Raw genomic sequence first — 14,914 nt, 5'->3', positions numbered from 1 at the left:
TATTATAGATCATCCCGGATACGGGAGTACAATTTTTGATCCGTAAATACACCTTTGATCTTCAACTGTTTGCGCAGCAAACCTTCATAAGTCAGGCCCAGCTTCTCCATCACACGTGCAGAGCCGATATTGCCTGCATTGCATTTCCCCTCCAGCCGATTGCAGTCCAGTTCATGAAAACAGTATGCAACAATTGGCTGCATCGCTTCAGCTGCGAGGCCTTTGCCCCAACAACTGCTGGCAATCGCATACCCCAGTTCAGCACTTTGCATGGATTCATTCAGATGAAAAATGCCACCTCGCCCGATCAGCTTCCCCGTTTCCTTCAGAATAAAGGCCCATATATAGACCGTTTTCTTATCATAATTGTCCAAAGCTCTTTGAATATATTGAACGGAGTCATCCAGCGTTTCATGGCAGTTCCACAAACTTTGCCGACTCACTTTCGGATCGGAGGCAAACATAAAGTAATCGTCAACATCCTCCAGAGTAAGTCGTCTCAGTATTAACCGCTCTGTTTCAAACTCGGGTGATTCCGTAAAAAGTTTCTCAATATTCACCTAAACCACTCCCCATCATCTAGCCTTCTTATTTCTCAGGAAATAACGATCCATCCCATACACAAACAGAATGCCAGCAACATACCTCAGCAGATCCATTACCAGGAATCCACGTCCCAAAATAAGTGCCCCCAACACCGTTGAACGCACTTCGTTCAGCCACGGGGTCTGAATCAGTTGCGAACATTCGACGGCCCAGCTGAAAATCAGGCTCACCATCATCGCCCACTCTCTGCTGCGATGAATGCAAATCATGCGTACCCCGAAATAAATCATCGCTGCCCACAAGGCATCACCGAAATGTTCATGCACAAAATCCGGTAAAAGTTCACCGAAGTGTCTGGACGCCAACCCTGCCGCCATGGTTAAGATAACTGCGAAGAAATAAATCAGTCTCTCTTTGCGAAATACAGTCATCAATGAATTAAATGTCTTCATCAAGCACTTCTAAAATAAAATTCGTTTTGGCAGCGGTATACGCTTCTCTGTCGTCCTTATTTGCATCAGCAAGCTTGGCTTTCAAGGTCGCATATGCCTCTACCAGATCCGGGCGTTGTCTCAACACATCCCGAAACTGGATTTGTCGATCCCAACGTTCCTCGCCTGGGCGCATCAGATGAAGATGTACAGTCCTCTTGCCCTCTTTCACCTTGACCCAGAAACGTCTGTATTCCCGACCATCCAGTTCAGGCGGAACGTAGTTCCAGCCTACCGGATTCAGCCGATCAGCAATCAAGTCCATGTCATCCCATGACTTCACTTCTCCCATTAGATCAATTATGGGTTTGGCGGCCAATCCCGGAATGGACGTGCTTCCGATATGTTCGAATCTATGAATATTGAGCTGCTGTAAACGTTCTCCAAGCTGTCGAATTTCTTCCTGAGCCTGTGAGTCCCACATAGGATTGGCCTTTACAATCTCTACTGCTTCTGTCGCCCACGCAGGCCAATTTTCCGGTTGCAGATGATCTGTCATTCAGATACGACCTCCTCTACATGATTGCTTTTTGGAATTTTATATACTTAAAAGGGGCGTATGTCTACGCCCCATCTGTTTCAATTCACGATGATGATATCGCTTCGTTGGATATGCTTCACTTCAATTGTTGAAACTTTATTTTACGGTTACCGGTATAGTGACTTTTTTGTTGCCCCATTTGGCGGTAATGGAGGTTTTACCTTTACCTACGGCTACAATCTTGCCGCCCGTTACTGTGGCCACACTTGGTTTGGTGCTGCTCCACACGGCACTGCTCGTTACAACCGTGGTTTTGCCCGTATCGTACTGCGCCATCACACTCAGTGTTGTACTTGCCTGCGGTGATAACACCAGTTTTTTCTGGCCTGCAATCAGCTTCTTGAGCAAAGGAACAACGGTAACCTCTGCCTTTATTGTCTGATTTTGATAAGTCCCTGTCAAGGTGGCTTGCCCTTCCGTCAGTGTTTTGACTGTACCATTTTTGACGATGGCTACATTATTGTTGGAAGAGGTCCACGTCACCTGTTTCGAAAGATTAATTGTTTTCCCATTGGCATATGTACCGATGACCTTCAAGGCTTTCGATTTCTTAATATTCAGCTGCATGACAGCAGGAGTCACTTCGATTTTGGTAATCTCGTCTGTAATGGCTACGGGAACTTTTACGGTCTCTGAACCATACTTGCCTTGTAACAGCACTCTGCCAGGCGTAATTCCTTTAATTTTCCCATTGTCCAGCACAGCTGAAGCACTCGATACTGTCCAGACGATCTCGGACGTGACGTCTTCTTCCTTGCCGTTTGCACGCACAATGCTTACTTTGGGCAGCGTACTTTCACTACCTTTGACAAAATTATAGGAACTAGGCGAAGCTTTGATGCTTTTAATTTTATCCTGAACCTTAACCAGCAATTGCGCTTTGGCGCCATCTACCTGTGCATATACTGTCGCTTCTCCTGCTGCCACAGCCTTCACTTTGCCTTTTACGATGGTGACTACTGCATCGTTGCTTGTGGACCATGTGACGCCTCCCGTAACATCCTGCTTATTATCAAACCCTTCAATAACCGCCATCACTTGAAGCGTAGTTGTCTGGGATACACTCATCTGCTGCGGACTGCTGTTGGTAATCTCAATGGATGTCACGTCACCCGTAGCAGCCTGAACCAGTGAAGGGGCCATCACCGTGCAAATAATGAGCAACGCGAGCACTCCCCGAAATGCTTTTTTTATTCGATTCATTTTAATGCCCATCTCCTATAATCCATTATTTTACTTCTATTATATTATATCGGAAATCCATTACATAAAAGTGAATAATGTCGGAGAAAAATTTTAGATATAAGGAACATTCGACATCTTAATAGATGGAGATGGAGATGAATATATTATGTTGTGGAAGGACTTGCAACACATGATTCAGAAACAAATTTAAGATGATCAAAACAAGAATACCAATGGGTCACACTCCATAGGTTTAAACAACAGGAACCCCAATAAAGGAGTTCCTGTTTGCTTTCCTATTTTATCTGACAACCTTTTACTTCTCTTCATCCTGCTGCGGCAAACTCAAAAATTCAGCACCGCCCATATAGGGCTGAAGCGCGGCTGGAATGCGAATGCTTCCATCCGCCTGCTGATGATTCTCCAGCAATGGAATCAGAATACGCGGCGAAGCCACAGCCGTATTATTCAACGTATGGCAGTATGCCAGCTTACCTTGCGCATCGCGACAACGAATATTCGAACGCCGAGCCTGGAAATCATGCAGATTCGACGACGAATGGGTCTCCCCGTAAGCATTCCGGCTTGGCATCCAGGTTTCAATATCGTACTGTTTGTACGTTTTCTGCGACATATCTCCTGTACACACTGCCACCACGCGATAAGGCAGTTCCAGCAATTGCAGCAATTCCTCGGCGTGTCCCGTAATTTCCTGCAGCATTCGCTCCGATTCTTTCGCATCCGGTGCACAGATAATGACCTGTTCCACTTTGGCAAATTGATGCACCCGATACAATCCGCGCACATCCCGCCCGCCTGAGCCGACCTCACTGCGGAAACAGGTCGATGCGGCAGCTAGCTTGATCGGCTCCTGCACATCCACAATCTCATCCGCATAGTACGAAACCAGCGGCACTTCCGATGTTCCCACCAGCCATTTGTTCTCGCCTTGCAATTCATAGACCTGATCCCGACCTGTGGGGAAGAACCCCGTGTTCAAGAGTGTATTCTCCCTCACCATCAAAGGAACTTCCATTGGCGTAAATCCATGCTTCAGCAGCAGATCAAGCGCAAGCTGCTGTACAGCCCGGTGCAGGAGCAGCCCTGCTCCTTTGAGCACATAGCTCCGTGTTCCACCAATTTTCACCCCACGCGGGAGATCAATTAGATCATGCCGTTCACCGAGTTCTACGTGATCTTTGGCATCATAATCGAATACCGGCAGCTCACCCACACGTCTCAGCTCCACATTATCCTCATCCGAAACGCCCATCGGCGTATCCGGCGATACAACATTGGGGACCAACCATTGCAGCCTTGTCACTTCCTCTTGCACAACGGCAAGCTTGGCTTCAACATTCGCCAACTGATCATTCAGCTGTTTCACCTGTTCCCTTAAACCTTCGGCCTGTTCACGTTCACCAGCTTGCATAAGCTTGCCGATATCCGCAGATAACGAATTACGTACTCTACGTCCTTCTTCCGTTTCCAGCAAAAGTGCTCTGCGCTCTTCGTCCCGTACCAGCAATTCACGAATACTGATATTGATTCTCTTCCCGTCTGCCGCAGCTTGCACCTCTTCTGCATGCTCCCGAATCCACTTCATTTCCAACATGGTCACCGTCTCCTTTGGCTGTAAAAATACAAAGAGCGCCCTCATCCCTTGGGACGAGGAGCGCTCTGCTCGCGGTGCCACCCAACTTGCCGAATCAGAATATTCTGATTCAGCCTCTTGGTCCGCGATAACGGGCGGTTCCGGTTAACTTGGGGATTGGTTCGCTCCCCTGGCGAAAACGCCTCCGAGTTGGATGCTCTTCAACGGCATGGTCCGATCTGTAATTGTTGTGTTTCAGTATATACGAACTTTAGCCTCCATTGCAAGTTATCCGTGCACCCCCTTACATGTCCTGTTATGATAGAGATTGTTTGTTTTTGGGAAATGCTCCTGAATGGCGGACTCACTACATATACATCATATATTTAGAAGGAGTTTTTCTTCATGAAAAAATTGCTTTGGATTGGATGCTTATCCTATTTCCTTATTGGGCTTGCCCACGTGGTTCTCGGCTCCATTCTGCCCGTTGCCCTTGAACATTATGGAAAGGATTACAGTCAGGGAGGCACACTGATATTTGCCCAATTTGCCGGGTTCTTGGGTGGTGTACTGTTATCTCCGTGGTTGAATAATCGCTTTGGCAAACGAGGTGGTCTATTAATTGCCGCGGCTCTGCTCTGCATTGCAGAGTTATCCTATATGCTGCTTCCTCCTTGGGGCTGGATGTTCGTCATTGCACCTGCAGCCGGATTCGGATTCGGCATGATTGAGGCTGTCATCGGTACAATCATCATTGCTGCAATTAAAGATAATACGGCGGTTGCCATGAGCCGACTTGAAGTGTTATTTGGTATCGGCGCCATGGTCATGCCGCTCATTGCCAGCGGTCTGATTTCTGCCGGATACTGGCGCATGTCGTTCCTCGTGGTTGCCGTCTGTGCAGCGATGACTTTTATCTTCTGGGCCAAAAGTTCATTTGGTGAGCTGGACAGCGAGCTGAGTCGTCGCAGTTCAGGCCAGACTCCTGTACACACTCACGCTGCTGAATCGCCACATGGATCGAATCTTGAAGACATTAAACCAACTCGTTCAACCTATCACGGCCGCAATTTGGCTCTTCTGTCTTTATTTGTTCTATTTTTCTTTCTCTATGTCGGCACTGAAATGAGCCTTGCCAACTTCATGCCAGCCATTCTGATTGAGAAAATGAACATGAAGGAAGCAGGTGCCGCTCTTAGTGTTACCTGCTTCTGGATCGCCATGTCTGTTGGACGACTGTTTGCCGGATATATTGCGGAGAAATTCCAATACCGCGTATACGTTCTGTACAGCTGCCTTGCAGCAGTTGTACTGCTGATGATCTTTCCTTTGACCAACCAGATTTGGTCGGCATTTCTGATCATTTTATTGCTCGGACTTGCACTATCTGGCGTGTTCTCTATTGCCCTCGTCTTCGCCAGCAAAATGATGCCTGGAACCGAAGAATCGACACCGAGTATCCTGATTGCATCAGGTGGTGTTGGCGGTGCCATTCTGCCTTTGGTTACAGGCTGGAGTCTGGACCATCTGGAGGTTAACCAGTCCGCATGGATGCTTGCCATTTTTGCAGTTGGTCTGCTGATGATCAGCGTGATCGCCTATCAATGGCAGAACAAACATGTGGTCGATACAGTGACTTAACAGTTATGTGTCGAGGCAGACCTGAGAATTAGAATCAGAAATAGAATACCTATTATAGAGATTGAGATGTCCACCGCCATGAATTGGTGGTGGACATTTTGTTGTAGCGTTATTCTGTTCTAACGAACCTGCTACACGCTATTCATCTCCATTTCTGCATGTTTGAAATCTAACGAATCCTAGAGACGTTATTCTAGATAATTAGCTCCAAATCAAGGTCTCGTTGCAGTTTCTTAGCATAATAACGCCGCTGAGATTCGTTAGATTTTTCATTCCTTATAAACCGGCCTAATAAGATGTTCTCGATTCGTTAGCGCTGTAATCATGGTAGAAAGTGTCCTACCTTTGCCTCAGATCACCTTTCATTGAAGGTGATCATACGATCTATTTATTTGCACAAGATTGCCCAGGAAATACTTTCAGGTGCTCTGAATCGGGACTCCCGTTATTTAGGCTGTAGGGACCACACGCCCTTTATCCTTAATGAATTTACCGAATACATATCGAACGAGTGGTCCCAGAATAATAATTTGGTAAGGAAGCGCCAGGCTGAAATTACGAGCAATCGTATGAAGATACGTACTTAGTACCGATGCTCCATTTAACTGATTCGCAAGATAAGCGGAAATCATTCCGTACAAGGACATGATCAGAACCATCCCAATGACCATGAAAAATGACATAGCAAGCACGCCCAAGATTTTGTTGGACTTGTCAAAAGGTAAGGAAAATACAATTTTTCTCGCTACAGGTCCAACAATGAAGGACTCCACCAGGAACGCAATGATAAAGCACAATATGAACTGCAGCAGTATTTCAAGTGCGGGCATCTTGTTCAATAACCCATTGTGCCATAAATTGAAGGTCATCATGACGATAACCATCCCTGTGCACATCATCATTCCAAAAACAATCTGTTCTTTTTTCGTTGTTGGCAATTCTCTCATCCTCTCTGTTTACCTTCGTAATTATAGAGATGACGAACCCCTCCACATAAGTGAACATTATGTGAACAATTATAATTTTTCCAAATCAAAATCCTGTTTGACAACCCCGTAGTACAGCCCTATGATATCCCTAAAATAATAGAAAGATTCACTACATATAAGGAGGATTTTGATTATGAGTTTTCAAAAGCGCATTGACCACGTCGGCATTGCGGTTCGTGATCTGGAGACCACGCTGCGTTTCTACACAGAGATTGTTGGTCTTGAATTAAAAGACCGGGTAACCCATACCAACGGCGTCATTCAGCTCGCCTTTCTCGGCTTCAACGGAAGCGATGAGACCGAGATTGAGTTGATTCAGGGATACAGCGACAAGCTGCCTTCCGAAGGAACGGTGCACCATTTTGCCATCCATGTCGATGACCTTGAATCCGAGTATGAGCGCATTAAGGCAACCGAAGCCGAATTTATTGATGGAGAGATGATTACACTGCCTAACGGTTACCGTTATTTCTTCATCTATGGACCCGAGAAGGAATGGATTGAGTTCTTCCAGCGTTAAGCCATTTCCTGACTGGACATGCATCCGCCTCTATCCTATAATTACACCTAGTAATGCCCGTAACTTCATAGTTTCCCAGGGGAGTCGGAATTGGCCGGCTGAGAGTGTATCCCACCAAGATACTGACCCTTAAACCTGATCTGGATCATGCCAGCGTAGGAATCGGAGTATATCGAATTGGCCCAGCCCAGCCTCTTTGCTGAGTGCCACATCTCTAACGCCTGCACGCGTCCCGGATTAACGGGGCGCTTTTTTAATGTTCTTTTAGATAGCCAGAGAGCTAAAAAAGTGACGTCATCCGGATCATAGCTGGTATAAATCTGTCGATTTATGCAAGAAGCTTGGATATGAAGCCAAGGAGTACCCCGTGCCACCGGCCGGACAACATGAAGGAGAGAAAAGAAGATGAGATGGCGTAAAATGATGGGCCTACTGCTCTTGTGCGTACTACTAGTGGCTGTTACCGCATGTGGCAGCAAAGAAGCTGCACCTTCAGGAGAGAACAGCAGCAGCAACACCAAAAACAGCAGTGAAGGTGACAACGCAGCCCTCAAGGACATTAAAGTGGTGCTGGACTGGACACCAAATACGAATCATACCGGCTTGTATGCGGCCGTGGATCAAGGTTTTTATAAAGCCGAAGGCTTAAATGTAGAGATTGTACAGCCAGGTGCCGGAGGCGCCGATACGATGGTGGCTTCGAACGAAGTGCCTTTTGGCGTAAGTTATCAGGAGAGTGTAACCCAGGCCCGCACACAGGGCGTACCGCTCGTGTCCATCGCTGCAGTCATTCAGCATAATACGTCCGGATTTGCCGCTCCGGTGGATCGGAACATCAAGTCTCCCAAAGATTTTGAAGGTAAAACTTATGGTGGATGGGGCTCCCCGGTAGAAGAAGCTGTGATGCAGTCCATTATGGAAGGCGAAGGCGCCAATGTATCCAAAGTAAAAAATATCAGCATGGGCGATGCAGACTTTTTCACCGCTGTGAAACGTGATATCGACTTTGCGTGGATTTTCTACGCGTGGACGGGTATTGAAGCCGAACTGCGCGGCGAACCGATCGACATGCTGTATGTGAAGGATTATTCCGAGGCACTGGACTACTACACACCTGTACTCGTTACCAATGAAAAGACGATTCAGAATGATCCCGAGCTGGTTAAAGCGTTCCTGAAAGCGACTTCCGAAGGATATCAATATGCAATTGAACATCCCGAAGACGCTGCCAACATTTTGATCAAGGCCGTACCGGATCTGGACAAGGATCTTGTACTTGCAAGCCAAAAGTGGCTGAGTCCAAAATATCAGGATGACGCGCCGCGCTGGGGTGAGCAAAAGCAGGAAGTATGGCAGAATTACACGGATTGGATGTTTAGCAAAAAACTGCTCGATGAGCAGGTCGATGTGTCCAAAGCGTATACAAATGAATTTCTACCCCAATAAAATTTTTTTAAGTTTAACTTTTTTTACACCAGAACGAAGAGTGCAGAACCCATCTGAAGAAACGAAGTGGTCGCCTTTATCCCCGGATTTTCCCCTTGCGGAAAATGAAATCAAAAAAATTCGGGGATAACAGCGATCGGAAGAGGGTACTGCAATCGGAGTGGTCAAGTGTAAAGCTGGTTTAACTCATGCAATTTAACCCGAAAGGAAAAGTGATCTTTCATGGCAAGTACACTACTCAGCATTCAAGTCATTCCCAAAACACCAAATGGCGAAAATTCCTATCCTTATGTTGATCGTGCCATTGAAGTTATTCAGCAGTCCGGCTTGAAATATCAGGTTAACCCACTGGATACCACGATGGAGGGAGAACTGGACGAGCTGCTGGAGGTTGTCCGCAAAATGCATGAAGTTCTTGTGGAAGCCGGCAGCCCAAGCATTATCTCACAGATCAAGATCGCCCATAGCCCAAGCGGCTTCAGCATGGACACCCTGACGGAGAAATATCGCTAATGCCTGCCTATTGGAAAAGCGTATGGCCGCCCTTTGTGGCGGTTATTCTCTTTATAGCGGTATGGCAGGGAGCCGTCTCCCTGTTCCATATTGAGAAATGGATGCTACCTGCGCCTTCGGACATCGCCCATGAAGCAGCGTCTCAGGCCGAGCGGCTTGGCATGCATGCATGGGCAACCATCCAGCTGACCTTGATCGGATTTGCAGCAGGTACACTTGTGGGATTACTGATTGCGATGGTGCTGCATTTGATTCCATTTTTGAAATCTGCACTCTATCCATTACTTATCCTTAGTCAAAATATACCGACCATTGCGCTTGCTCCGCTCTTGCTGATCTGGTTCGGATTTGGGCTGCTGCCCAAATTGATTACCATCATCCTGGTCTGCTTCTTCCCGGTGGCTGTAGCTGCCATGGACGGGTTGACCCGCACCGATGCAGCGATGATGAACTATATGCGCATGGCTGGTGCAAAACGCGGCCACATTTTCTGGAAACTGGAATTGCCGCATGCGTTGCCTTCCGTGTTCTCGGGGATCAAGATTGCCGCCACGTACAGCGTTATGGGTGCCATCATTGCTGAATGGATTGGTGCAGACAAAGGCATCGGCTATTATATGATGCTGCAAAAATCAGCCTATCGGACGGATCGTCTTTTTGTGGCAATCATGATTATTGTGGCACTAAGTCTGCTGCTCTTCCTGCTCATTGCACTACTGGAGAAGCTGCTCGTACGCTGGCGGCCACAAAAGCGATAACTTTGAAATATGCACCATATACAGGTTAGGAAGTGATGACGAGATGACACTCGAATATAACGAGCGGACAGCTGCTGCGCCGGATGAGGATGCAACCACTCTAACGGGTAGCAGAGTTCCTGAACATGGAGCCTTGACCTTAAATGCACATCATTCATCACCAGCGTTAGAAGTGCTGAACGTGAATGCTTCGTTCCGAGAACGACGCAGCACACTGCCCGTTCTGGACGGCCTGTCCCTGACCGTGGAACAAGGAGAATTCGTAGCCATCGTCGGTCCATCCGGCTGTGGCAAAAGCACCCTGTTTCACATCATCGGCGGTCTGCTGAAACCATCGGAGGGTCAGATCCTGATGAACGGTCAGGATGTTACCGGACAGCGCGGCAAGATCAGTTATATGCCACAGCAGCCTGCCCTCTTCCCATGGCGTACCATTGAAGACAATGTGCTGCTTGCTGGCGAAGTGTCTGCGGACACACCGCCACGGCCCGAAGCGCTTGCCAATGCCCGGAAGTGGTTGGGCAGTGTCGGACTGGCCGGCTTCGAACGTGCCTATCCGCATATGTTATCGGGCGGCATGCAGCAGCGGGTTGCCTTTCTGCGCGCCCTGCTCAGTCCACAGGAGTTGATGCTGCTGGATGAGCCTTTCAGTGCGCTGGATGCATTGACCCGCAGCGACATGCAGCGCTGGCTGCTCGATATCTGGGAACAGAACCGCCGCTCGGTGCTGTTTATTACGCATAATATCGAGGAAGCATTGCTGCTTGCTGACCGAATCTATGTTTTATCGAATCGGCCTGCAGCTGTACTGCACGAGGTGGATGTTCCCTTTGATCGTCCACGTCGCGAAGCGATTACGGAGGAACCTGCTTTTCTTGAACGGAAACGGCAGATTTCCCAGTGGATGAGAGAAGAACAGCAGAAAACCCGCCTATCTAAATAGTGCGGGTTTTTAAGTTATTATTTTCCTAAACTGGGTGATCCAAGACAAACTGCTCTTCGTATCATTGGTAAAAGACAAAAAGGAGGGGTCCACATCCATGCAATCAACCGCTTTTGCACCCTTGATCGATGCCCATCTTCACCTGGACAAATATACACCTGAAGAACAACGGGAGATGCTGCATTCCTTCCCATCGCAGCAGGTTGAGGCCGTCATCGCCGTTTCCATGAATCTAGCTTCTGCCCAGACCAACTTGGAACTAGCTTCACAATACCCTCGTACCGTATATCCGGCCTTTGGGTTCCATCCTGAGCAGCCCCTGCCGTCCCTGGCAGAGCAGGATCTATTTTTCAAATGGATCGAAAAGCATGTGGGACAAGCCACAGCGATTGGGGAAGTTGGATTGCCTTATTACAACCGACAGGAAGCCGAACAGGCAGGACAGTACTTTGATCAGAGCGGCTATATTGATCTGTTGGAGCGATTCATCCAGCTGGCGAAACGGCATGGTAAACCGATTGTACTGCACGCTGTCTACGAGGATGCCGATATCGCCTGTGATCTGCTGGAGCAATATCATCATCGACGCGCTCATTTTCACTGGTTCAAAGGCTCCAAGCGGACCGTCCAGCGAATGGCTGATAACGGATACTTCGTCTCGTTCACACCTGACATCATATACGAAGAAGAAATTCGTGAACTAGCTCGCCAGTATCCTTCCGAGCAGGTTATGGCAGAGACAGATGGGCCTTGGCCTTTCGAGGGACCTTTTCAGGGAAGAATGACTCACCCTGCCATGACCCGACAGGTCATTCAGGCTTGGAGTGAAGTGACCGGTATGGGAACCGAGCGGGCTGCGCGTCTCTTTTATCAGAATACGAAACGCTTCTATGGTCTTCCTTAGAGGCGAATTGACACCCAGCCTTGTGCTGGTTCCTCAACTAAATAGGCAGCATGAAAAAAAGAAGTCAGTTGGCATCTGCCAAACTGACTTCTTTGATATTTACGCTTAACGTTTCAAGAATCCTTTGCCTTCGAGAAACGGCTTCATCTGTAAACGTACCGGCTCGGTAAGACGCTTCGCCATCAATTCGGACCATGGTGTAGAACGTTCCCCTTGAGTGCGCTCCTTCATGTAAGCAGCGGTCGTTTCATCATAACTCTCGACGCCTTTGAGGGTCTGCTCGGCGTTATAGCGGCCATGGTGCAAGACGGCATCGAGCGGTAGACGCGGACGAAGACCTGTCTCCTGATCAGCAACACCAATGCACATGCCATAGACTGGATAGACACCGTCTGGCAAGCCTAATACTTCGCTAACTTCCTCAATGCGGTTACGCAGCCCGCCAATATATACAATCCCGAAACCCAGTGACTCTGCTGCAAGCGCAGCATTCTGGGATGCGAGTGCAACATCGATTGTTGCCACCATAAAGTTTTCTGTGGAGTCCTCATAGGATTCCTTTTCAGGCAAATGACGCTTGGCAGCATCACTCAGCCGATAAAGGTCCGCACACCATACGAGAAACACAGGGCATTCGTTGACATAAGATTGATTGCCTGCCAATTCAGCCAATTTGGCCTTCTGCTCCTGTTCGGTAACAGCAATTACAGTATAGGCCTGAACACTACTTGAAGAGGAAGCCATCTGCCCGGCCGCCACGATTGCTGCCAGCTGCTCCTCACTTACAGGGTCAGGCTTGAATTTACGCACAGAGCGGTGCTTCATCATCAATTCAATGGTTTCGTTCATTGCTATTCACTCCCAATCCTCGTAGTACGAATTCAATGGTCTGCTCGGCTAGTTCATCTGTGTTCATATCCTGATAGTCAAAGCTAAACCGTGAATTCTTGGCCCGTTTGTGCGCCAAAGCCACACCCATGACGTGAAGCATCGCATAAGATACGGACTCGATCTGAAACACGCCCTGCTCCTTGCCTTCTTGGAGTAGTTCCCTTACTTTGCTCCAGGCGGGATCCAGAAAACGAAACACGGTAGCTGTGCGGTGGGTACGCAGCGTAATTTCAAGCTGCACAATATCGCTCATCTCCCGGTCCGTCATTGTGAACTTTACAACTTCACCTATAATTCGTCGGATACCCTCCACGGGGGAGGACATGGACTCTTCAGCCAACTTGTTCATCATATGACCAGGAAAAAAGTGCTCAAATAAGGCTTCGAACACCTTTTCTTTTCCGCCAAAATGATACGAGACCAGTGATACATTCGCACCCGCCTCATCACAGATTTGACGAACACTTGTCCCGTCATACCCCTGCTGTGCAAAAAGCTTCTTGGCTGCAAGCAAAATCCTCGTTTTTATATCCAATTCCGGTTCCGTCATTCCGTCCGCTCCTCTTGTCCGTTCTATTCATTTGCTCCAGCTCACCGGGCTGCAGCGAGACTTCTCTATCGTTTCATTATGAAAGTTTGTGCATCAAAGCGCAAGGTGTGCTGCCCTGATCCTCCAAAGCCGGCCAACCTCAACCTACCATTAAACCAAGCCCCCCGGCGAAAAATCACCGGGGGGGGGCTTGGTCATTTCCTATGAAGACCCGTACATCTGCTGCAAATTAGCTGTTCAGTGGAGCTGGACTTGGAGCCCCAGCTGGCATATGTTGTTTTTTCAACAACGTCACCATCAAAGAAAGAGCTACAGCAACGAGCAATACAATGGCAACCGAGCCAGCAGCGGATTGAACTCCAGGTCCGCCCAGTTGAACGCTCAGAATACCTTGAACGGCATATGTGGCTGGCAGATACTGACCAATACCACTGTAGAAACTGTTCAGCAATTCTCGTGGCACCATTGCACCGGAAGATACCAGTTGCAGCGACAGTGAAATGATGTTGAACAGGCTTCCTGCCGGTCCAAAACAAATCAGGAAGAACTGGGAGAAGAACATGAACGTGCAGAGGAACAATGCCTGGAACAACCAGAATGAGATAAAGCCTTGCTCGATCTGTCCACCCAGTGCAACGATCAACGAAGAACCGAGCAGAGATACGATCAGGGCAGACCCAATGTTAATGATCATTCTTGCACCAAACAGAGTTAAACGGGAGTAAGTAGCGGACAGCATGCCCATCGCTGTCTGCAGGTTCATACCCATGATCATGGCTCCCACATAAGAGGCCAGTACCATCATCATCGGAACCATCTGGTTATTCATGCCGTTAACCGGATTCATGGAAGTGGTTGTACCTTCCACACGGGTAGTCAGGTTGGCAGCAGCTTCAGCTGCCTGATCTGCAGGAGCTCCGGAAGCCGTAAGAACAGCCTGCACACCTTGAGCTGTTGCTTGCTTGTTAATCGTATTCGTCACGCTTTGCGAGACGCCTTGCATCATGCTTTTAATCGTAACCGGGTTCGCCTCGTTAATGGTGTACTTAATCTCGGCAGTGGAACCGGCTGTCTGAATCAGCTCGTTAAAGCCAGCTGGAATATTCAGCACCATATGAATCTTGCGATGGTTCAACTGGTCAAGTGCTTCAGCAGCACTCAGATTCGTTACGGTATGAAAAGGAAGTGTCTCAGCCATGCGATCTGCGATCCCCTTGGACTGTTCTCCATCCTCATTGACAACGGCAACCGTCAATTCATTCATCCGGTCATTCACTCCGGAATATGCTGTCATCCAGATCACGCTGAAGATCACTTGGAACATAAGTGCCGTCACGATCCCCACAATTACTGGCGGTTTTTTCAACAATATACGTAAAGCCTGCAACATAAATGATGTCCT

The 14,914-nt window shown here is 48.1% G+C and carries 16 protein-coding genes and 1 riboswitch; of the genes, 7 read left to right on the top strand and 9 right to left on the bottom strand.

All coding sequences use genetic code 11. From position 1 onward, the window contains the following. Nucleotides 1–2 precede the first annotated feature (2 nt). The 5 genes from MHB49_RS02660 to serS form a co-directional block, all read right to left on the bottom strand. Nucleotides 3–560: a GNAT family N-acetyltransferase gene (locus MHB49_RS02660; RefSeq protein WP_405154916.1), complete on the bottom strand. Its 558-nt coding sequence runs from the start codon at nt 558–560 to the stop codon at nt 3–5. Between the two features lie 15 nt (nt 561–575). After that, nucleotides 576–998 (bottom strand): DUF2809 domain-containing protein, encoded by a 423-nt coding sequence (locus tag MHB49_RS02655; RefSeq protein WP_405154915.1) that lies wholly within the window; start codon nt 996–998, stop codon nt 576–578. Beyond that, nucleotides 985–1,536, bottom strand: a complete 552-nt coding sequence (locus tag MHB49_RS02650) for a GrpB family protein (RefSeq protein ID WP_405154914.1) — start codon at nt 1,534–1,536, stop codon at nt 985–987. Before MHB49_RS02650 ends, MHB49_RS02655 begins: the two co-directional genes overlap by 14 nt. A gap of 138 nt (nt 1,537–1,674) precedes the next feature. Next, nucleotides 1,675–2,781 carry an Ig-like domain-containing protein gene (locus MHB49_RS02645; RefSeq protein WP_405154913.1) on the bottom strand — a complete coding sequence of 369 codons (1,107 nt, stop codon included), beginning with the start codon at nt 2,779–2,781 and terminating at the stop codon, nt 1,675–1,677. Nucleotides 2,782–3,079: 298 nt separating this feature from the next. Next, nucleotides 3,080–4,378: a serine--tRNA ligase gene (gene serS / locus MHB49_RS02640; protein ID WP_405154912.1), complete on the bottom strand. Its 1,299-nt coding sequence runs from the start codon at nt 4,376–4,378 to the stop codon at nt 3,080–3,082. A gap of 384 nt (nt 4,379–4,762) precedes the next feature. Here serS and MHB49_RS02635 point away from each other — a divergent pair, with 384 nt between their 5' ends. Further along, entirely contained in the window at nt 4,763–5,998 is a 1,236-nt protein-coding gene (locus MHB49_RS02635; protein ID WP_405154911.1) for an MFS transporter, read from the top strand. 449 nt (nt 5,999–6,447) lie between these two features. Here the strand turns inward: MHB49_RS02635 and MHB49_RS02630 are convergent, their stop codons facing one another. Further along, the gene (locus tag MHB49_RS02630) at nt 6,448–6,936 is read right to left on the bottom strand and encodes a hypothetical protein (RefSeq protein ID WP_405154910.1); all 489 of its coding nucleotides are present in this window, start codon (nt 6,934–6,936) and stop codon (nt 6,448–6,450) included. Between the two features lie 184 nt (nt 6,937–7,120). Here MHB49_RS02630 and MHB49_RS02625 point away from each other — a divergent pair, with 184 nt between their 5' ends. The 6 genes from MHB49_RS02625 to MHB49_RS02600 all read left to right on the top strand — a co-directional run bounded on the left by MHB49_RS02625 (nt 7,121) and on the right by MHB49_RS02600 (nt 12,071). Then, nucleotides 7,121–7,507, top strand: a complete 387-nt coding sequence (locus MHB49_RS02625) for a VOC family protein (RefSeq protein ID WP_405154909.1) — start codon at nt 7,121–7,123, stop codon at nt 7,505–7,507. A 67-nt stretch (nt 7,508–7,574) separates the two neighbouring features. Continuing rightward, nucleotides 7,575–7,687, top strand: a riboswitch (TPP riboswitch). Nucleotides 7,688–7,912: 225 nt separating this feature from the next. Next, on the top strand, nt 7,913–8,953 hold the full coding sequence (locus tag MHB49_RS02620) for an ABC transporter substrate-binding protein (RefSeq protein ID WP_405154908.1): 1,041 nt from the start codon (nt 7,913–7,915) through the stop codon (nt 8,951–8,953). Nucleotides 8,954–9,175: 222 nt separating this feature from the next. Next, nucleotides 9,176–9,466: an MTH1187 family thiamine-binding protein gene (locus tag MHB49_RS02615; RefSeq protein ID WP_113055206.1), complete on the top strand. Its 291-nt coding sequence runs from the start codon at nt 9,176–9,178 to the stop codon at nt 9,464–9,466. Then, nucleotides 9,466–10,224: an ABC transporter permease gene (locus tag MHB49_RS02610; RefSeq protein WP_405154907.1), complete on the top strand. Its 759-nt coding sequence runs from the start codon at nt 9,466–9,468 to the stop codon at nt 10,222–10,224. The genes MHB49_RS02615 and MHB49_RS02610 overlap by 1 nt, the downstream gene beginning before the upstream one ends. Nucleotides 10,225–10,267: 43 nt before the next feature. Beyond that, nucleotides 10,268–11,167 (top strand): ABC transporter ATP-binding protein, encoded by a 900-nt coding sequence (locus tag MHB49_RS02605; protein WP_405154906.1) that lies wholly within the window; start codon nt 10,268–10,270, stop codon nt 11,165–11,167. A 97-nt stretch (nt 11,168–11,264) separates the two neighbouring features. Further along, nucleotides 11,265–12,071: a TatD family hydrolase gene (locus tag MHB49_RS02600; RefSeq protein ID WP_405154905.1), complete on the top strand. Its 807-nt coding sequence runs from the start codon at nt 11,265–11,267 to the stop codon at nt 12,069–12,071. A 105-nt stretch (nt 12,072–12,176) separates the two neighbouring features. Here the strand turns inward: MHB49_RS02600 and nfsA are convergent, their stop codons facing one another. The 3 genes from nfsA to MHB49_RS02585 all read right to left on the bottom strand — a co-directional run bounded on the left by nfsA (nt 12,177) and on the right by MHB49_RS02585 (nt 14,902). Next, entirely contained in the window at nt 12,177–12,920 is a 744-nt protein-coding gene (gene nfsA, locus MHB49_RS02595; protein ID WP_405154904.1) for an oxygen-insensitive NADPH nitroreductase, read from the bottom strand. Further along, a complete protein-coding gene (locus MHB49_RS02590) occupies nt 12,904–13,512 on the bottom strand; it encodes a TetR family transcriptional regulator (RefSeq protein ID WP_405154903.1) in 609 nt (202 codons plus the stop codon). The genes nfsA and MHB49_RS02590 overlap by 17 nt, the downstream gene beginning before the upstream one ends. A 229-nt stretch (nt 13,513–13,741) precedes the next feature. After that, on the bottom strand, nt 13,742–14,902 hold the full coding sequence (locus MHB49_RS02585; RefSeq protein WP_405154902.1) for a YhgE/Pip domain-containing protein: 1,161 nt from the start codon (nt 14,900–14,902) through the stop codon (nt 13,742–13,744). Nucleotides 14,903–14,914: the final 12 nt, after the last annotated feature.

Origin of the sequence: Paenibacillus sp. FSL K6-0108 (assembly GCF_045040695.1) — a bacterium.
GTDB lineage: Bacteria > Bacillota > Bacilli > Paenibacillales > Paenibacillaceae > Paenibacillus > Paenibacillus pabuli_B.
Note: the sequence above shows the minus strand (reverse complement) of the source record. Positions and strands in the feature narration are given on the sequence as shown.

What these genes read in the sequence shown, in the direction of transcription:
- MHB49_RS02585 (WP_405154902.1), bottom strand. Translation starts at nt 14,902, where the DNA reads ATGTTGCAGGCTTTACGTATATTGTTGAAAAAACCGCCAGTAATTGTG.
- MHB49_RS02620 (WP_405154908.1), top strand. Translation starts at nt 7,913, where the DNA reads ATGAGATGGCGTAAAATGATGGGCCTACTGCTCTTGTGCGTACTACTA.
- MHB49_RS02590 (WP_405154903.1), bottom strand. Translation starts at nt 13,512, where the DNA reads ATGACGGAACCGGAATTGGATATAAAAACGAGGATTTTGCTTGCAGCC.
- MHB49_RS02615 (WP_113055206.1), top strand. Translation starts at nt 9,176, where the DNA reads ATGGCAAGTACACTACTCAGCATTCAAGTCATTCCCAAAACACCAAAT.
- MHB49_RS02635 (WP_405154911.1), top strand. Translation starts at nt 4,763, where the DNA reads ATGAAAAAATTGCTTTGGATTGGATGCTTATCCTATTTCCTTATTGGG.
- MHB49_RS02645 (WP_405154913.1), bottom strand. Translation starts at nt 2,781, where the DNA reads ATGAATCGAATAAAAAAAGCATTTCGGGGAGTGCTCGCGTTGCTCATT.
- nfsA (WP_405154904.1), bottom strand. Translation starts at nt 12,920, where the DNA reads ATGAACGAAACCATTGAATTGATGATGAAGCACCGCTCTGTGCGTAAA.
- MHB49_RS02605 (WP_405154906.1), top strand. Translation starts at nt 10,268, where the DNA reads ATGACACTCGAATATAACGAGCGGACAGCTGCTGCGCCGGATGAGGAT.
- MHB49_RS02650 (WP_405154914.1), bottom strand. Translation starts at nt 1,536, where the DNA reads ATGACAGATCATCTGCAACCGGAAAATTGGCCTGCGTGGGCGACAGAA.
- MHB49_RS02625 (WP_405154909.1), top strand. Translation starts at nt 7,121, where the DNA reads ATGAGTTTTCAAAAGCGCATTGACCACGTCGGCATTGCGGTTCGTGAT.
- MHB49_RS02600 (WP_405154905.1), top strand. Translation starts at nt 11,265, where the DNA reads ATGCAATCAACCGCTTTTGCACCCTTGATCGATGCCCATCTTCACCTG.
- MHB49_RS02655 (WP_405154915.1), bottom strand. Translation starts at nt 998, where the DNA reads ATGAAGACATTTAATTCATTGATGACTGTATTTCGCAAAGAGAGACTG.
- serS (WP_405154912.1), bottom strand. Translation starts at nt 4,378, where the DNA reads ATGTTGGAAATGAAGTGGATTCGGGAGCATGCAGAAGAGGTGCAAGCT.
- MHB49_RS02610 (WP_405154907.1), top strand. Translation starts at nt 9,466, where the DNA reads ATGCCTGCCTATTGGAAAAGCGTATGGCCGCCCTTTGTGGCGGTTATT.